The following is an 18,591-nucleotide window of genomic DNA, read 5'->3' on the forward strand; positions in this document are numbered from 1 at the left end:
ACGCTGAAATAATCTTCCCCAACGCTGGAAAAACCTCTTCCATCGCTGAATCCTTCCACAGCAAAGGTATATAAATATTGAAAAATCATCATTGGGAAGCTACCTAGGCTAGTACCAGTAACACTGATGTCGAACTTTTTGCGTGGTTGAGTTGTGACGCGAGGGGATAACCCGCTTGAAAATAGCTGAACGCGGAATAAATTGCAATTATCGCTGAATCCCGAGGGTGAACGCGGGATAAACGTATGGGAACGCTGAAATAACCTCCTCAATGCTGGAAAAACCTCTTCCAACGCTGAATCCGCCCACAGCAAACTTAAATAAATAATATAAAATAAAGGGGAAACTGCCATTTCTGTTGAATTACTATACGTATAAAATAAAATGAAGGTTGTGATAGGTACTATGATTCTTAAACAACATGACAAATTGTTAGAAGTATTACAATTGGAAGCTCTGGATAATAGATTAGAGATCTTCCATCCCAAAAAGGAACTTGTGCAACATGCTTTTAAAATAAAAAAGACGGAAGTTAGAGGTGAGAAAGAGGTAGATTATCCCCTTCATTTTTTAGATGATCAGCACTATATCATTCTTCATAACTTAAGGCTGACCGACGAAAGTGGATATTTTCAAATAGATACATTGATCCTCACAAAAAATTTCATACTGATCCTGGAGGTTAAAAATTGGTACGGTACACTGTTGTTTTCTGAGGATGGACAAGTGATTCGCATTGGTGACGATCAAAAGGAAGAAGGTTTTCCAGACCCCGTCGTTCAGGCAAGAATACAACAATATCGTCTCCAAAAGTGGTTAAGAAAATGCGATATACCCATCGTCCCCATTGATTTCTTCGTAGTAATCAGCTTCCCCAGTACTATTATTAAACCCCTCAATCCAAACAATAAAATCCCCAAAGAAGTTATTCATAACAATCATTTGTTCTTTAGAATTCAGGATTTAGATCAAATATATACACAATCAATTTTAAAAAAGACAGTACTGATGAATTTAGCTAAAAACTTAATTGACTCACATACACCCCCTAAAGCAGATATATTGAAAAAGTATAGTATAAGTAAAAGTGACCTAATTAAAGGTGTTATTTGTCCGAAATGCTCTTCAACTCGTATGGTAAGAGAGAAGAGGAAGTGGCTATGTAAAACATGTAATTACACGTCAGTAACTGCACACGCAGGGGCTCTAAATGAATATAAATTGCTTGTAGGAGATATGATATCCAATCGGGAAACTCGAGAATTTTTGCAGGTAAACTCCCCAGATGTTGCGCGAAGACTATTAAAAATGGAAAAGTTCCAATCCGTTGGTAACACAAAAGGCAAGTTGTATAAGCTGCATTTCAGCAATTACCAGGTGAACGCGGAATAAACGAGCTAAAGCGCTGAATGAGCACCGGTTACCGTAGGTTGAACAATCCCAAACGCTGAATTAATCTATCGGACGCGGAATAAATGAGGCTGACTGCTGAAATCGAAGAGGCCGTGCTCCCCTTGAAAGGTGGCGACATCTTCGCAAGATGGCGCTCCCCCGCGGCGCCCCTCAATCCCACACAACCGAAATAACTTTGACCTCACCCCGTGAGTATATTATAATTATACTGTTAATCAGAAAGAGGTGGCCGTGATGTTAGATCGTTTACAATCATTGGAAAATCGATATAATAAATTGAATGAAATGCTCAGTGACCCTGAAATTATAAATGATACAACTAAATTACGTGATTATTCAAAGGAACAGTCTGGCCTGGAAGATGTTGTGCAGGCTTACCGTGAATATAAAGAAGTAAGTTCTCAGTTGAAAGATGCTAAAGAAATGCTTGAAGATAGTCTGGATGATGAGATGCATGAGATGGTAAAAGCAGAAATTGCTGAGCTTGTAGGAAACAAGACTGATCTGGAAGAGAAAATGAAGGTTCTTCTTCTTCCAAAAGATCCGAATGATGATAAGAACGTATTTATGGAGATCCGTGGAGCTGCTGGTGGTGATGAGGCAGCATTATTTGCTGGTGATTTATACCGTATGTACACCCGTTTTGCTGAAGCGCATGGCTGGAAAACGGAGGTAATGGAAGCACACTCTACTGGAGTTGGTGGTTATAAAGAAATCATTTTTATGATAAATGGGAATGGAGCCTATTCGAAATTGAAATATGAAAATGGGGCCCATCGTGTGCAGCGTGTACCTGAAACAGAATCAGGTGGTAGAATCCATACGTCTACCGCTACAGTGGCAGTACTGGCCGAAGCAGAAGAGGTAGAAATCGATATTCATGAAAAAGATATCCGTGTAGATACTTTTGCATCCAGTGGTCCTGGTGGACAAAGTGTTAATACAACTATGTCGGCGGTTCGCCTAACGCATGAACCAACAGGTGTTGTTGTATCTATTCAGGATGAAAAATCTCAAATTAAAAACAAGGAAAAAGCGATGAAGATTCTCCGTGCGCGTATTTATGATAAAATCCAGCAGGAGACACAAGCTGAAATTGATGCAGATAGAAAGTCTGCAGTTGGTACAGGGGACCGTTCAGAACGGATCCGCACTTATAATTTCCCGCAAAACCGGGTAACAGATCACCGTATTGGGTTAACGATTCAGAAGCTGGATCAAATTCTTCAGGGGAAAATGGATGATTTTGTGGATGCCCTGAGTATAGAAGAACAAACGAAGAAGCTTGAACAAATAGGTGAATAATATGACAACTACAAAACAATACGAAGTCCTTCAATGGGCTTCTCTTTTTTTAGAAAAACATAATCGGGAAGCACGAGTAGCTGAAATTCTCCTTCAGCACTTTTTGGGGGTGTCCCGTACTAACTATTACATGGGAATGCGGGAGGTGATCCCGGAAAGGATTATTATTCCGTATAAAGAAGCAATTAGAAAACATGCGGAGACAGGGGTGCCAGTACAACATCTCATTGGGAAGGAATCGTTTTACGGCCGTGAATTTTCCGTCAATGAACATGTACTTGTCCCAAGACCGGAAACCGAAGAACTTGTTCAGTATGTTATCCAGGCTGTCCAGCAATCAAAGCCAAGCGAACCTGTGAGCCTGGTGGATATTGGTACAGGAAGCGGTGTGATAGCCATAAGTCTGGCACTTGAACTGCCGAACGCCACGGTTTATGCTACTGACATCTCCGTGCAGGCATTGAGTGTCGCTAAAAATAATGCAGCAGACCTTCAAGCCGATATCAATTTTCACCAAGGGGATTTTTTACAGCCATTGATCGACAAAAATATTCAAGCAGATGTCGTTGTCTCAAACCCTCCATATATTCCAAGAACAGAAGAAATAGCGTTATCAGATACAGTGAAAAATTTCGATCCGGAGCTTGCCCTTTTTGCCGATGATGATGGATTAGCAGCATATAAGAAAATCATAATCCAATCACAAAAAGTAGTAAAACCGAACACCATCTTAGCTTTTGAAATTGGTCATCAGCAAAGTGAGTCAGTCACTTCATTAATCAAGACTGCCTTTCCAAACAGCAGGGTGAAAACAATTCAGGATATTAACGGTAAAGACCGAATTGTAGCAGCAGAGCTTTAAAGGAATAACCGATTTCTTGAGCTATCGGGCTGGAAAAGCCTTGCGTTTTTTCCCCCGTAAAAGTTCTAACGTATTGGACTATAATGTAACCCATCCAATTAATTGTGGCTAACTTAAAACTATTTTTATAGAATACTAGTTTAAAATCAGAACCGCCTGACTATACTGTTGATAAATCAGTTTGAGGGGGAAGTCATGATGAAGAAACTAGTATTTTTTGCATTTATATTTATAATTATTTTTATTACATTTCCTAAACAGGGAATTAGTCAGACGACTGATTCTTTTGAAGAATATCAGGTAATACCGGATGATGCGATTCGATTGCGAATCCTTGCAAACAGTGACAATGAGGCTGATCAGGACCTTAAGCGCTTGGTCCGGGATCGTGTGAACGAGGAAATAACAGACTGGGTCGAGCACATTACTGATATTGAAGAGGCTCGTAGATTAATAGAGTTACGTATACCAGAGATCGAAGCTATTGTGGAAGCTGTGATTAAAGAAGAAGGAAATGATAATGAGGTTGGAATTGAATATGACCGTAATGTCGCATTTCCAACCAAGCTGTATGGCTCATTTTTATACCCGGCTGGAGAGTACGAGGCAGTCTTAATTACAATTGGTGAAGGCAAAGGCGCCAATTGGTGGTGTGTATTGTTCCCGCCTTTATGTTTCCTGGATTTCTCCAACGGAACAAGTGTAGCTGCTGTAGATACAGAAGAAGTTGAAGAAGAGGAATCAGCAGAGGTGAAGTTTTTTCTTTTTGAATGGTTTGGTTGGTCATAAACTCTTAAATAAATGCATAGAATAAAGTAATAGAAGGTAACCTACTAAAATAATAATAGAGGTGAATAAAATGAAGCTGATTCCGGCAATCCAAGCTACAGAAGAACAGATCAATTCTTTCTTAAAGAACAACGATAATGTTAATAAACATAGCCTGATTGAAAAAGGATACGTAGTTGAAATTAATCAAAAGATAGAGGGTTGTTTTATTTTAGAAGCAATGGAAGAAGGAGTGTACTGGTTAAAGCAGCTTTATATCACAAAATCAGAAGCGGCTAAGCTGCCAATTTTATTAGAATCAATACTGACCTTAGCCAAACAGCAGCAAGCTAAACTAATCTATGTGCACAGTCATCAACCCGTAGTGGATATTTTATTGGAAGCGCTGCAATTTCATCCACAGAAAGAAAGAGTTTTCGTGGATAAGTACGATGTGAACGAAGGTAGTTGGTGGTCTTACAGCGTTTCATAGTAGATATGCACATTATCCACAATCGATTGTTAGTAACTTGTTGGGGAATTGTTAATAAAATAATTTTCCTGTGTGTAAGTCTTTTGTTCTGTCTTGTTAATTACGTTAAATCAATAAGTCCCTGTGGATAAGGTTATCCACAGGGACTTTGTGCAGAGAAAAGAAATTTTTTGGCTGAATTCACCCGCGATGCGTGGGCGCAGTCCGTACGTCCCTAAACGGGCACTTGCGCCTTTGTTCTTGTACGCAATTTTTGCGAAATACGCACCATTCTACTACTATAATTATATAAGGTAGAAAAGAGGTACTGCAATGATGGATACAAAACACTGGAATCTAACGAATACGGATAAGACATATAGTAAGCAGGCAATGCAAGAAGCAGCAGAGCTGTTAAAGAATGGGTATACTGTAGCCTTCCCAACAGAAACTGTTTACGGTTTGGGAGCTGATGCAACAAATGAAGCAGCAGTTGCTGGAATTTTTCAAGCAAAAGGTCGTCCACAGGATAATCCACTAATCGCCCATGTAGCCAATAAACAGCAGCTGATACAGCTGGTAATGGAGTTATCCCCATATGTGGAAAACTTAATTGATGCCTTTACACCAGGACCATTAACATTCGTCCTTCCAAGTAATGGAACTTGTGCACGAAATGTTACAGCTGGATTATCAACTATAGCAGTTAGAATCCCTGATCATCCAGTTGCGCAGCAGTTATTAACAAATTGTGCTATTCCGATAGCTGCACCGAGCGCTAATATCTCTGGAAAACCAAGCCCAACAGTAGCAGGTCACGTATGGAATGATTTAAATGGAAGAATTGCGGGCATATTGGACGGCGGTCCTACTGGTGTTGGACTGGAATCAACTGTAATAGATTGTACACAGGAAATCCCAGTTATTCTCCGCCCGGGCGGTGTAACCAAAGAACAGTTGGAAGAGGTGGTTGGAACTGTAATGATGGATCCAGCCTTGGCCGACCAGAAGGAACAACCGAAATCCCCAGGGATGAAATATACACATTATTCACCGGAAGTACCCTTGTGGTTGGTGGACGGTTCAGCTCAAGGAATTCAGGAAATGATTAATCAAGAACAGAAGCGCGGCCTCCGTATTGGTATCCTGGCAAGTGTGAAAACAGCGCGGGTTCTTAAAGCAGATGAAATCATACCGCTTGGAGAAACAATGAGGGAAATAGCTGCCAATCTGTACGAAGCATTACGAACCTTCAAGCAAGGTGAAGTAGATATTATTATATGTGAAGCATTCCCAGAAGAAGGTATCGGACAAGCTGTAATGAATCGACTGAAAAAAGCTGCAAGCACCCATTTGACACTTTAATTTAATAAAGCTGAAAACAGGTATTCATATTCATTCCCGGACAGGCATATATTCTATAAGCATGTCCGGGGAGGGTGATGGATGTCTGGTTATGTTGGTGAATTTATATCATTATTATTTTTGGCAATTGCTCTTGGGCTGGATGCCTTTTCTGTAAGTCTTGGGTTAGGGATGCAACGAATGCGCTTGAAGCGCGTTGCGATTATCGGTCTTACCATTGGCTTATTTCATTTAATTATGCCGTTTATTGGGATAGTTTTAGGACAGGTCATTTCAGGCAAGATTGGTCATCTCACAACATTAGTAGGTGGCATGCTATTAATTGGAATTGGATCCCAAATGCTCTTTTCCTCGTTTAATTACAAATCCATGAAAATAATTCAGCCAATCGGAGCCGGGTTATTCTTATTGGCTTTCAGTGTAAGTATCGATGGGTTCTCTGTTGGCTTGGGATTAGGAATCTCCGGGGTAAAAACAGCCCTTGCTTTATTTTTGTTTGCTGTAGTAAGTACCCTTCTGGCATGGGCTGGTATGTTTATCGGAAGAAAAGTACATGGCTTATTAGGGGCATACAGTGAAATTCTGGGTGGCAGCATTTTAATAGCCTTTGGTCTGACAATTGTATTTGGATGATAAGGCAGCTTCACATGAAAAGTGATTTCCCTTTCACAGAGAAAATCACTTTTTTTTATGCTGGAAGGCAGCCTTATTTTATTTCGAAAACAACCTTTATTCAGGGGAACGAGAAGACTCGAAGTATTTTATAAAAGATAAGATTCTCATGTCACAGTGGAAGAACTACAAACTACGCCGCTACAAAGTGGCAACGTCGACCCACCCGCGATGTGTGAGGGCAGTGCATACGGTGATAAACAGGCGCCCCGCACTTTTGTTAGAGAAGAGTGCCGTTAAATCAGACTAATTAATCTGACAATGTTCTGCATTATATGATATATTTGAGTAGAGATTAATATTGGAGGTACACCGATGAAGATTTTGTTTATCTGTACGGGAAATACGTGTCGAAGCCCAATGGCTGAAGCATTAGTTGTAAATAAAATACCTGATGTGGAGGTGAAGTCCGCAGGGATATTTGCTGGAGAAAATCAGCGGGCTAATAAACATACTATAGAGGTATTAAAGCAGCGCCAGATTCGAATGAATCACAAGTCTCAGCCGGTGACTGATACATTGTTGCATTGGGCAGATATCGTTTTAACCATGACTACACAGCATAAACAATCGCTGATTATGGAATACCCGAATTTTCAGGAGAAATACTTCACGCTGAAGGAATATGTTTCCGACGCTGATAAAAAGGTATGGGATGAATTAAAACAGACCTATGCCAATTATGAAGAAAAAAGATCACTATTTATCCAGGAGAACCAACACAAGCTTGATAGTAACCGTCTGGACAAGGAACTCAAAGAATATATGAAGGAGGACCTGGAAAAGATTAAGCGACTGGAGGCAAATCTGATTAACTATGATATATCAGATCCATTTGGTGGTGACCTGAGAATATACAAGGAAACGCTTGATGAAATGGAAAAGTACGTTGATTTATTACAAAGTAAAATAAATGAATAATCGGAGGAAAGGGAATGGGGAAGAAGAAGTACCGTTTTAGTCTGCGGGTAAAGTTAGTGCTATTTGTTACAATTTTAGCAATAATTACATATTCTGTTAGTGCGTTTTTTCTCTACTTTATTTTTAATTATATTCAGTCTTTTTGGCAGGTTTCCGAGCAAGCCTTTACGATTGTCACATTATTTCTGGGAATTTCCTGGACTGGAGCGTTGGCTTTTTTTGCAGCACGTATGATTACCAAACCACTGGAGAAGTTAGAATATGTTGCTTCACAAGCAGCGAATGGTAATTTAAATCAAACCATTGAAATCCCTAAATCCGATGATGAAATTCGTTCTTTATCCATTGGGTTCGATACCATGCTTAAAAATTTAACGAATATGGTGCATAATATAGACAAGCACTTCGATAATACAAATAACTCGGTCATTCAAATGAAAGAAGCATCAAGCCAGGCTGCCCAGCATTCCGTCTTAATCGGTGCGTCAATCGATGAAATCTCAAAAGGCGCAGAAAGCTCGTCAGAGGCAGTGCAGCATACCGCTGAATCTGTTGAAATAGCAACAGGGCTTGCTGGTGAAGTGCAGGAAAAAGCAGTGCAATCAAAAGAGATGTCCACAAAGATGCTCGTTACGTTAACGAACAGCAAGAATGTGGTAAACCAATTAGTAAAGGGTATTCAAAAGCTGGCAGATGAACAAGAGATATCCTTAAAGGATGTCGATCATTTAAAGCAGAACGCACAGCAGGTCGAGACAATTATTTCTATGGTTGGGGATATTGCTGAACAGACAAATCTGCTTGCACTAAATGCATCCATTGAAGCAGCTCGTGCTGGAGAACATGGCAGAGGGTTCGCCGTGGTTGCAGAGGAAATCCGTAAATTGGCTGATCAGAGTGCTCAGGCAGTTCAGCGAATCTCTGGTTTAATCACAGCAATTCAAGAGGATGTAGCACGAGTTGTTGAGAAAATAAATGAAAATGTTGTCTATGCCAAAAAGGAAGCAGAACATGGCGCCAATACGAATATTGCAATTGAGCAAATGTCGGGTACAGTAATGGAGGTTGCTGCTGGAATTGGTACGATAGAGAACTTAGTTAATAAGCAGTTGAAATCGATCCAGGATACGGTGAGACAATCACAAGAGGTTGCAGCCATTGCAGAGGAAACATCTGCTGGTTCAGAAGAGGTTAACGCCTCAATCCAAGAACAGGCAGCTACAATTGAAAGAGTCGATATTCTGGCACACGGGCTGGAGGAACAAGCAAAAAGCTTAAATAAACAAATCAATCAATTTAATGTTTCATAAAACCATCTTAGAAAGGAGCAATACATGATGAGAGTTTTAATTACAGGAGACCATGCGGGCATGACTGTCCGAAATGAAGTAAAGAATTTATTAGAAGAAATGGGCATTGAACACGAAGACGCGGGGTGCAGCTGCGAGACATCCGTGGATTATCCGGATTACGCACTGCCAGCTGCTAAGCGTATTGCGAGCGGTGAATTTGACCGTGGAATATTTATTTGCGGGACGGGCATTGGTATGTCAATTGCTGCGAATAAAGTAAAAGGAATCCGTTGTGCCTTAACACATGATGTATACAGTGCAAAACTGACAAGACAGCATAACGATTCAAATGTACTGGCTATGGGAGAGCGGGTTGTTGGTCCAGGATTGGCTCGTGAAGTAGCAAAAGTATGGCTGGAAACAGAATTTGATGGAGGCCGTCATGCGAACCGTATAGGGAAAATTACTTCATATGAAGATCAGTAACAAGCAGCAGGGCAGGCAATTATAAACGAGTCTGCCTTAGATTCTATTATGGCAGGTGAATGTTTTATGGTAGACTTTAAGGAGAAAGTACAACAGGATATGGAAGCTGTCGTAACAGAATGGGTCACGAATGATTTTTTAAAAAAAGGCGATCTCTTTGTACTAGGTTGTTCTACTAGTGAGGTTGCTGGGGAAAACATCGGAACCTCCGGCAGTATGGATGTTGCTGCCATCATTTTTAATGCATTAAAAAAGCTGCAACTGAAAAAAGATGTTCATCTCGTCTTTCAGTGCTGTGAGCATTTGAACAGGGCTTTAGTTATGGAAAAAGAAACACTCGAAGCCTATCATCTCGATGAAGTATCCGTCGTTCCCGTTCCTTCGGCAGGTGGTTCAATGGCATCCTATGCTTATAGGAATATGAAAAATCCTGTAGTTGTTGAAACAGTAAAGGCTCATGCCGGTATGGATATTGGAGAAACCATGATTGGTATGCAGTTAAAGCATGTAGCCGTTCCATTACGTTTTAAACAGCGTTTTGTCGGAAATGCTCGTGTTGCTGCAGCACGTACGCGCCCTAAACTGATTGGCGGGCAGCGTGCAAGCTATGATAGCACGAAGGCTAATAGTAGTTGTAAATAAAACAATAAATATACATAGGAGGCTTTTAACATGGAACACATAAAACAAGCAGACAATGAACTATATGAAGCAATACAAGCGGAGAAGAAACGCCAGCAGGATAAGATTGAGTTGATCGCATCAGAAAACTTTGTATCCGAAGCAGTTATGGAAGCAATGGGCTCTGTACTGACGAATAAATATGCAGAAGGATATCCGGGAAAAAGATATTATGGCGGTTGTGAGCATGTCGATGTTGCAGAAGATCTGGCTCGTGACCGTGCGAAGGAGCTCTTTGGTGCAGAACATGCGAATGTTCAACCACACTCAGGTGCACAGGCAAACATGGCAGTGTATTTTACTATATTGGAACCAGGTGATACCGTATTAGGAATGAATCTTAATCATGGCGGTCACTTGACACATGGCAGCCCTGTGAATTTCAGTGGTACATTGTATAACTTTGTTGATTACGGTGTGGAAAAAGAAACGGAACAGCTTGACTATGATGTTGTGCTTGCAAAGGCAAAAGAAGTGCAGCCAAAACTGATTGTTGCTGGTGCGAGTGCTTATTCGCGTATTATTGATTTTGCTAAATTCCGCGAGATTGCAGACGCTGTTGGGGCGTACCTGATGGTAGACATGGCGCATATTGCTGGACTGGTAGCAAGCGGACTTCATCCAAATCCAGTACCATATGCTGACTTTGTTACAACGACAACGCATAAAACATTACGTGGCCCACGTGGCGGAATGATCTTATGTAAAGAGGAATATGCGAAAAAAATTGATAAGTCTGTTTTCCCGGGAATGCAGGGTGGTCCATTAATGCACATCATTGCCGCCAAAGCAACTTCATTCAAAGAAGCACTATCAGATGATTTCAAGAGCTATTCGAAGCAGGTTGTTAAAAATGCAAAAACGCTTGGAGAAGCACTTGGGAATGAAGGGATTCGCGTCGTTTCAGGCGGAACGGATAATCATTTATTATTGTTGGACGTAACTAGCCTGGAGCTTACTGGTAAAGTTGCTGAGAAAGTACTGGATGATATTGGAATTACCACAAATAAAAATACTATTCCTTTTGAAACAGAAAGCCCATTTGTAACAAGTGGTGTTCGTATCGGTACCGCAGCGGTAACTACTCGTGGATTTGCTGAAGCGGAAATGAAGGAAATTGCTGCAATTATTTCTCTTACACTAAGAAACTATGAAGATGAAGCAATTCTAAAAGAAGCTGCAGATCGAGTGATGAAATTAACTAGTAAATTTCCATTATATGCATAAATACTTAAAGGTGTTCCGTAGTATAGGAACACCTTTTTCTCTTGATAAATAAAGGCAATAGCAAATTTACTTACCTTTATAAGCATAAAACCGAAAATACTAGTTGTTTGCGACACATAATATATATAAGACGAAGTAACTCTGGAATAGATTGTTAACTGCCACTGCGGAAAATACACTACGCTTTCCGCGGGCTCGCGTTGAGCCTCCTCGCTCGCAAAGTACGCTCACTGTGGGGTCTCAGCGTCTTCGCTATTCCCGCAGGAGTCTTCGTGTTTTTCCTCCGTTGGTGTTTTACTTGTCATAATATTTATCTATTGTTTTAGTGGACAAATACGTGCTATTTGTTATTGTTGATTGGAACGTAGGACAGTAGTCGACTCCTGCGGAAAGCATCAACTGAAGACCACCACAGTAAAGCTTCAGCAGTATTACATCACACGAAGAAAAAAGTGGATGTATTTTTCGAGGAGTTTTACATTTTCCCGTAGCTAATATAACTTTCTTTTTAGGGTGAAAAGACACACATGAAACGTTGATTTTATGGACTATAACTAATTGTTAATCAAGAAATCTTTATCAGCGTAGGCAGAATACGCAGACTCCTTGAAAATAAAAGGCAATTTTCTTCGTGCGAGGGATTTTCGCTGAAGCATTCCTTATCCTATGGGAACAGCACGTGTCTGAAGACCCCGGAAGAAGCGTTCTTTGCTTCTGAGGAGGCTGAGGCCGTGCCCATGGAAAGCGAAGTATTCTGCCGGAGCGAAATGAAGAGCTCAACCATCATTAGAAAGAGAAAAAGTGTCATGAATTCAAATTTTCATTACATCGTCTTTTATATCAACTACGAGAATTAAAAGCAACATAACTTGCGATAAGAACTTTAATTAATAAACGGCATTATCTTGTATTAACTTGAAACCTTGTCGTTTTTTGAGTACAATTTTAAAGATGCAATTAAATAAAAGGAGTGATCGGCAATGGGAAAAGTTTTCGTACTGGATCATCCGTTAATTCAACATAAATTAACGTACATAAGAGATAAAGACACAGGGACAAAGGAATTTCGCGAGCTTGTGGACGAAGTAGCAACATTGATGGCTTTCGAAATCACCAGAAATCTACCGCTGCAGGATAAAACAATTCAAACACCAGTAATGGAAACAAAAGCTAAAGTACTGGCCGGGAAAAAAATTGGCCTTATACCAATTTTGCGTGCCGGACTAGGTATGGTTGACGGTATGCTAAACCTGATCCCAGCAGCTAAAGTGGGACATGTTGGATTATACCGTGACCCAATCACATTACAGCCGGTTGAATACTATATTAAATTACCATCAGACATTAATGAACGTGAACTAATTGTATTAGACCCGATGCTCGCTACAGGAGGATCTGCAAATGATGCGATTCATTCTTTAAAGAAACGCGGCGCACGCAGTATCCGCTTAATGTGTTTGATCGCTGCACCAGAAGGCGTGGAAGTAATTAAAGAAGAGCATCCTGATGTCGATATTTACCTGGGCGCATTAGATGATAAGCTCGATGAAAAAGGATATATTATCCCTGGACTTGGAGATGCTGGTGACCGACTATTCGGTACAAAATAGTGATCTCCCATTATGATTAATGGAGTGAATATAATGAGTAAACGCATTAAAGTGATGACAATTTTTGGGACAAGACCTGAAGCAATTAAGATGGCACCACTCGTGCTTGAATTAAATAAACGTACAGAGGAATTCGAATCAATTGTTACAGTGACTGCACAGCACCGCGAGATGCTTGACCAGGTGCTCGAAATATTCGATATAACGCCAGACTATGATCTGAACATTATGAAGAAACAGCAGACGCTTGCTCAAATAACAACCCGTGCCTTAGAGGGTCTTGACGACGTAATGAAGGAAACGAAGCCGGATATCGTATTGGTGCATGGAGATACGTCAACGACTTTTGCGGCTTCATTAGCTGGCTATTACAATCAAATTGCGGTTGGACACGTAGAAGCAGGTCTGCGTACATGGGACAAGTATTCCCCGTATCCTGAAGAGATGAATCGACAGCTTACCGGCGTAATCGCAGACATGCATTTTTCTCCAACGGAAAATTCAAAGAAAAACCTGTTGGATGAAAATAAACCAGCTGACCGCATTGTTGTAACAGGCAATACGGCAATAGACGCATTGAAAACCACTGTTGACGAAACATATTCCAGCCCGATAATTGATGCCCTGGGGGATAAGCGGCTTGTCTTAATGACCGCTCACCGCCGAGAGAATCTAGGTAGTAATATGCATCAAATGTTTCGTGCAATCAAACGCTTAGTTGAAGCACATGATGATATTCATGTCATCTATCCCGTTCACCTGAACCCTGCCGTTCAACAGACGGCGAGTGACATCCTGGGCAATGATGACCGAATTCAACTGATCGACCCTCTGGGAGTAGTTGATTTCCATAACTTTGCTTCTCGAGCGCATTTAATTCTGACTGATTCTGGTGGAGTTCAGGAAGAAGCTCCATCACTTGGTGTACCTGTGCTGGTTTTGCGCGACACAACAGAGCGCCCAGAAGGGATCGAAGCAGGAACCCTGAAATTGGCAGGGACGGAAGAAGATACGATTTTCAATATGGCTAATGAACTTTTATCAAATAAAGAAGCACATGAAAAAATGGCGAAGGCCTCTAATCCGTACGGCGATGGAGAGGCATCACGCAGAATAGCAGACGCTATTGTCGAATATTTTAATAGGTAATGGATTGCTAAGAGCTGTTCTCTCAATACTAGAGAGAACAGTGTTTTTTTGTTTTCTAAATTATTAACTCACGTATATTCTCCCCTTTTATACCAAAAGCTAAAAGAAAAAAAGGAGTTTCCATCATGCGCCGAATCCTTTCCTTGCTTACCATCATAACCGCACTCATAGTTGTCCCTCTCCAATCAGAGGCGTTAGAAAGACAAAAGGATATTCAATCAGTCATTATCGAAGTTGAAGGGAACCCGCGCGACCACAAGGCCTATATTGAAATATATCATCCGTTTATTGATGTAATTGCAACCTATGAGCAGCTATTCAATGGGCTCGCACTGCAGGGGACCCCTGACAGATTGGCAAAAATGGAATCCCTTGATTTTATAAAAGCGATACATACAGTACAAACCTATGAAACAACAGTCCTAACCACATCCCTAACCTTTAATAAACTATCAGAAAGAGGACCCAACGCCATTCTTCCATCTGACTTTAATACAACAAATTATACGGGAGAAGGGGTAAAAGTAGGTGTTATTGATACGGGAATTGATTACAACCACCCGGATTTAATTAAGAATTATAAGGCTGGTTTTGATCTGGTGGATCTGGATGATGATCCCATGGAAACCGGGAGAGAGGATGGAATTCCGACGATACATGGTTCTCACGTCGCAGGTATTATTGCAGCGAACGGAGATTTACAGGGCGTGGCACCTGATGCCGATATTTACGCCTACCGTGCATTGGGTCCTGGTGGGAGTGGAACTTCAGTGCAGGTTATCGCAGCGATGGAGCAAGCGGTAAAAGACGGGGTGGATGTCATGAACCTTTCCTTAGGCAATAGTGTCAATGGTCCTGATTATCCCACGAGCGTTGCGGTTGATCGAGCCGTTGACTTAGGGGTGGCTGTCGTCATAGCAAATGGGAATAATGGACCGAACAACTGGACAGTTGGTTCCCCAGCTACCGCAACAAAGGCGTTATCCGTTGGCGCATCCACGCCACCACAGCACATTCCTTATCTGTATGAAGCAACAACAGATAAGTCTATTCCATTACAGGTAATGCTCGGATCAAAACCGTGGAATCTGGCGAAAACATATCCAATAGTAAAAGGGGATGATCCTCAAACGAGCATAGCAGGGAAAATAGCCCTTTATAAACGTGATGAAAGAATCCCCTTTTATGAAAAAGCAAAGCGGGCAGAGGAAGTCGGAGCTGCAGCTGTGGTTATTTATAATAACGAAGAAGGAATTCTCCAGGGGATGATCGATCATCCCAATCCGGTTACAATTCCCGTTGCGGCGATTACCAAGCAAGACGGGGAATGGCTATACCAGCAGCTGGAAGAAGGTGCCTTCTACCTGGAAACAGCCTATATTGAAACAGAGAATACAATAGCTGATTTTAGTTCGCGGGGACCAGTAACAGTTAATTGGGACATCAAACCAGATGTTCTCGCACCTGGAACAAGCATTGTAAGCACGGTCCCAGGAGGATATCAAGAATTGCAAGGAACCAGTATGGCAGCCCCCCACGTTGCTGGAGCCATTGCTTTAGTAAAAGAAGCACAGCCGGAATGGACGAATGAACAGATTATTGGTTCATTGAAAACAACCGCACTTCGCATGCGAACAGCTGAGGGCTATCCGGACCAGCCAATTGTTCAAGGTATGGGGGAGATACAGCCAGGCAGAGCAATTGAAGCGGAAACAATTATTTATGATCCCTTATTGGCTTTTGGAAAAATAAATAACAACATGGAAACAAAGACGATCGAGGTAACCCTTGAGAATACGACTGATGAAGCTCAGAGGTACTCCTTTGACATACCAAAAAAACAAAAAGGGATTCAGTGGAAGATGCCCCAGTCATTCACGTTAAATAAGAAGGAAAGAAAAACGATTCCGATTGAGATAAGCATTACAGCAGGACAATTGAGTGAAGGAATGCATCAAGGGTGGCTTACATTAAATCAATATGACCAAACCTATCACCTGCCTTACTTGTTTGTTAATAAAACAGCAGATAATCCAAAGGTAATGGGGTTTGAATTCACTTTAAAACCGTTCTCTGACGAAAATTATTTATATCAGATCTATATTACAGATCCTGCCCGACGTGTAGAGATTGCTTTGTACGATCAGGATACACTCCTGTTTGACCGGTTATTTTTGGAAAAAGATGATCTTCACGTGGGGATGAACGAAGGACAATTGGATCAGTCTGAACTCGGTAAACCAGGAGAATATACGGCGCTGATCACGGTTTATTTAGAGGATGGAACCTATGAAAGTTATGAGTCTGTTCTGTACATTGAGCCATAGAACGGGGTAGTGAATAATAGATAATGGATGTTCACAAAAATGTCACGTTAGTAGCTTGTTATTTCCTTTATAATAGAAGATGGATTTCTTCAGTCATTCGATTTAATGACGATGTATTCGACTAAAAAGCCCGCTGGAAGCAGAAGTAATCTTTCCATAAAAACAGCTTCTGTTTCCCTTTGTGTGTTTTTGTCAGAAGATGGCTAAAAACACATGTGTGAATACGTTGGAATGCTCAGAAAAATGATTGAATATAATGGAAGTTAGTTAAATGTGGAACATGCCTCAAACCAATTGACAACAAGGTTTGGCTATTGTACACTTACTTAGTGTGACAAGGGTTACATTTATACTGCAATAATTGTGTTCTCTGGTAGTTGATTTTACATAATTATATCGAATACCTTTTACAAATGCAGTGACTTTTCGCACACTAACTTCCTTTTTTTAAAATGAATGTGGAAAATCTGCGCGGTGAGAGTGATAATTGAATGGAGACAAGCTATCTAGGAAACCATTATCTAGAATAGTGGGTTTTTTTCTTGGGCAGACTGGTAAAATTCAATGGTTCGGTAAATTACGAGAGAAGAGGGAATTATGTCGCAATATGAAAATATGATAGCACGTCAACGCAAGTGGATGTACTACCTCCTCGCAATTCTGATACTTGGAGCCGGTTTTACACCTTACCCACGTATCTTTCTCGGACTTCTTATGGGTAGTGCAGTAAGTTTCTATAACTTATATCTCCTGCAAAAGAAGATTGTTGACTTCACAGATGCTGTAGCCCAAAAGCGTTCCCCAAGGGGTCTTGGGACGGTATCGAGGTTTGCAGCCGCCGCATTGGTAGTAATCATCGCAATTCGTTACGAAGAGAATTTTCACATCATTGCTGTTCTAATTGGATTAATGACATCCTACCTGGTCATTATGATAGATTTTGCTTTATTTAGAAATAGGGATTAGTGCTTGAAAGAGGGGTGAATAAGGTGGATCATGGAGCACCAATAGTAGAAGACGTATTTGGAATATCCTGGCTTGACTTTAATTTGTCAAATGTACTTATGATAGCTATAACTTCATTGATTGTGTTTGTTCTTTGTGTGCTGGGTGCCAGAAAGCTGCAAATGAAACCGACTGGTGCACAAAACTTCATGGAGTGGATCCTTGAATTTATCAAAGGAATAATTAATGACACGATGGATTGGAGGACAGGGAAGGTTTTCCTGCCGCTGGCACTAACATTATTTACTTACATTCTAGTTGGGAACATGTTAGGTGTTATGACGAACGGCGTGTTCGGTCATGACCTGTGGTGGAAATCACCGACAGCTGATCCGGGTATTACATTAACACTATCCACAATGGTTATTGTGTTGACGCATTACTATGGAATTAAATTACGTGGCGGAAAAGAATATGCAAAAGATTATTTCCGGCCATTACCGTTTTTATTTCCAATTAAAATTATTGAAGAGTTCGCGAATACGCTGACACTTGGTTTGCGTCTATTCGGTAACTTGTATGCAGGGGAAGTTCTTCTGGCACTGCTCGTTGGACTGACAACTTCAAGTGTATTAGGCTTTGTGGGTGGAGCAATACCATTCTTGGCTTGGCAAGGTTTCAGTATATTTATTGGAGGAATACAAGCATTTATCTTCACTATGCTGGCAATGGTTTACATGTCGCATAAAGTTAGTGAAGAGCATTAGTATTGTTAATTAACCAGTTTTAATAGTTAACTATTGGAACCGGAAATTATTAAAAAACTTATATAACTATTTTGAGGAGGATTTATATTATGGGAGCTTTAGCAGCTGCAATTGCAGTAGGATTAGGTGCACTAGGTGCTGGTATTGGTAACGGTTTAATCGTAAGTCGTACAGTTGAGGGGATTGCCCGTCAACCAGAATTAAAAGGTCAACTGCAAACTACAATGTTTATTGGTGTTGGTTTAGTTGAGGCGATGCCTATCATCGCAGTAGTAATCGCATTAATGGTTATGTAATTTAAATAGAGTAATAATTTAAATGGCGGAGAT

The 18,591-nt window shown here is 40.8% G+C and carries 18 protein-coding genes; all 18 read left to right on the forward strand.

Features of this window, described 5'->3' with window-relative positions:
* The first annotated feature begins 405 nt into the window (after positions 1 to 405).
* Positions 406 to 1,392: a nuclease-related domain-containing protein gene (locus QGM71_RS13135; RefSeq protein WP_327608018.1), complete on the forward strand. Its 987-nt coding sequence runs from the start codon at positions 406 to 408 to the stop codon at positions 1,390 to 1,392.
* 255 nt (positions 1,393 to 1,647) lie between these two features.
* Positions 1,648 to 2,718 carry a peptide chain release factor 1 gene (gene prfA / locus QGM71_RS13140; RefSeq protein WP_327608019.1) on the forward strand — a complete coding sequence of 357 codons (1,071 nt, stop codon included), beginning with the start codon at positions 1,648 to 1,650 and terminating at the stop codon, positions 2,716 to 2,718.
* Between the two features lies 1 nt (position 2,719).
* A complete protein-coding gene (gene prmC, locus QGM71_RS13145; protein WP_327608020.1) occupies positions 2,720 to 3,580 on the forward strand; it encodes a peptide chain release factor N(5)-glutamine methyltransferase in 861 nt (286 codons plus the stop codon).
* 198 nt (positions 3,581 to 3,778) lie between these two features.
* Positions 3,779 to 4,369, forward strand: coding sequence for a stage II sporulation protein R (gene spoIIR, locus QGM71_RS13150; RefSeq protein ID WP_327608021.1), 591 nt, complete (start codon positions 3,779 to 3,781; stop codon positions 4,367 to 4,369).
* A gap of 70 nt (positions 4,370 to 4,439) precedes the next feature.
* Complete coding sequence (locus QGM71_RS13155) at positions 4,440 to 4,841, forward strand: GNAT family N-acetyltransferase (RefSeq protein WP_327608022.1); 402 nt, start codon at positions 4,440 to 4,442, stop codon at positions 4,839 to 4,841.
* A gap of 315 nt (positions 4,842 to 5,156) precedes the next feature.
* Positions 5,157 to 6,185 (forward strand): L-threonylcarbamoyladenylate synthase, encoded by a 1,029-nt coding sequence (locus QGM71_RS13160; RefSeq protein ID WP_407703032.1) that lies wholly within the window; start codon positions 5,157 to 5,159, stop codon positions 6,183 to 6,185.
* Between the two features lie 81 nt (positions 6,186 to 6,266).
* A complete protein-coding gene (locus QGM71_RS13165; protein ID WP_327608024.1) occupies positions 6,267 to 6,818 on the forward strand; it encodes a manganese efflux pump MntP in 552 nt (183 codons plus the stop codon).
* 354 nt (positions 6,819 to 7,172) lie between these two features.
* Positions 7,173 to 7,778 (forward strand): low molecular weight protein arginine phosphatase, encoded by a 606-nt coding sequence (locus QGM71_RS13170; protein WP_327608025.1) that lies wholly within the window; start codon positions 7,173 to 7,175, stop codon positions 7,776 to 7,778.
* Positions 7,779 to 7,792: 14 nt separating this feature from the next.
* Positions 7,793 to 9,088: a methyl-accepting chemotaxis protein gene (locus QGM71_RS13175; protein ID WP_327608026.1), complete on the forward strand. Its 1,296-nt coding sequence runs from the start codon at positions 7,793 to 7,795 to the stop codon at positions 9,086 to 9,088.
* Between the two features lie 27 nt (positions 9,089 to 9,115).
* On the forward strand, positions 9,116 to 9,556 hold the full coding sequence (gene rpiB, locus QGM71_RS13180) for a ribose 5-phosphate isomerase B (protein ID WP_327608027.1): 441 nt from the start codon (positions 9,116 to 9,118) through the stop codon (positions 9,554 to 9,556).
* A gap of 66 nt (positions 9,557 to 9,622) precedes the next feature.
* On the forward strand, positions 9,623 to 10,198 hold the full coding sequence (locus QGM71_RS13185; RefSeq protein ID WP_327608028.1) for a TIGR01440 family protein: 576 nt from the start codon (positions 9,623 to 9,625) through the stop codon (positions 10,196 to 10,198).
* A gap of 30 nt (positions 10,199 to 10,228) precedes the next feature.
* Complete coding sequence (locus QGM71_RS13190) at positions 10,229 to 11,464, forward strand: serine hydroxymethyltransferase (protein ID WP_327608029.1); 1,236 nt, start codon at positions 10,229 to 10,231, stop codon at positions 11,462 to 11,464.
* A 980-nt stretch (positions 11,465 to 12,444) separates the two neighbouring features.
* On the forward strand, positions 12,445 to 13,074 hold the full coding sequence (gene upp / locus QGM71_RS13195) for a uracil phosphoribosyltransferase (RefSeq protein WP_327608030.1): 630 nt from the start codon (positions 12,445 to 12,447) through the stop codon (positions 13,072 to 13,074).
* Between the two features lie 33 nt (positions 13,075 to 13,107).
* Positions 13,108 to 14,223 (forward strand): non-hydrolyzing UDP-N-acetylglucosamine 2-epimerase, encoded by a 1,116-nt coding sequence (gene wecB, locus QGM71_RS13200; protein ID WP_327608031.1) that lies wholly within the window; start codon positions 13,108 to 13,110, stop codon positions 14,221 to 14,223.
* A 125-nt stretch (positions 14,224 to 14,348) separates the two neighbouring features.
* Positions 14,349 to 16,550, forward strand: coding sequence for a S8 family serine peptidase (locus QGM71_RS13205; RefSeq protein ID WP_327608032.1), 2,202 nt, complete (start codon positions 14,349 to 14,351; stop codon positions 16,548 to 16,550).
* 597 nt (positions 16,551 to 17,147) lie between these two features.
* The gene (locus QGM71_RS13210) at positions 17,148 to 17,516 is read left to right on the forward strand and encodes an ATP synthase subunit I (protein WP_327608033.1); all 369 of its coding nucleotides are present in this window, start codon (positions 17,148 to 17,150) and stop codon (positions 17,514 to 17,516) included.
* Positions 17,517 to 17,539: 23 nt separating this feature from the next.
* Positions 17,540 to 18,262, forward strand: a complete 723-nt coding sequence (atpB, locus tag QGM71_RS13215; protein WP_327608034.1) for a F0F1 ATP synthase subunit A — start codon at positions 17,540 to 17,542, stop codon at positions 18,260 to 18,262.
* Between the two features lie 89 nt (positions 18,263 to 18,351).
* Positions 18,352 to 18,558 carry a F0F1 ATP synthase subunit C gene (atpE, locus tag QGM71_RS13220; RefSeq protein WP_327608035.1) on the forward strand — a complete coding sequence of 69 codons (207 nt, stop codon included), beginning with the start codon at positions 18,352 to 18,354 and terminating at the stop codon, positions 18,556 to 18,558.
* The last annotated feature ends 33 nt before the right edge of the window (positions 18,559 to 18,591 follow it).

This window comes from Virgibacillus tibetensis (genome assembly GCF_036026595.1).
In the GTDB taxonomy this organism is placed as follows: Bacteria; Bacillota; Bacilli; order Bacillales; family Amphibacillaceae; genus Virgibacillus_P; species Virgibacillus_P tibetensis.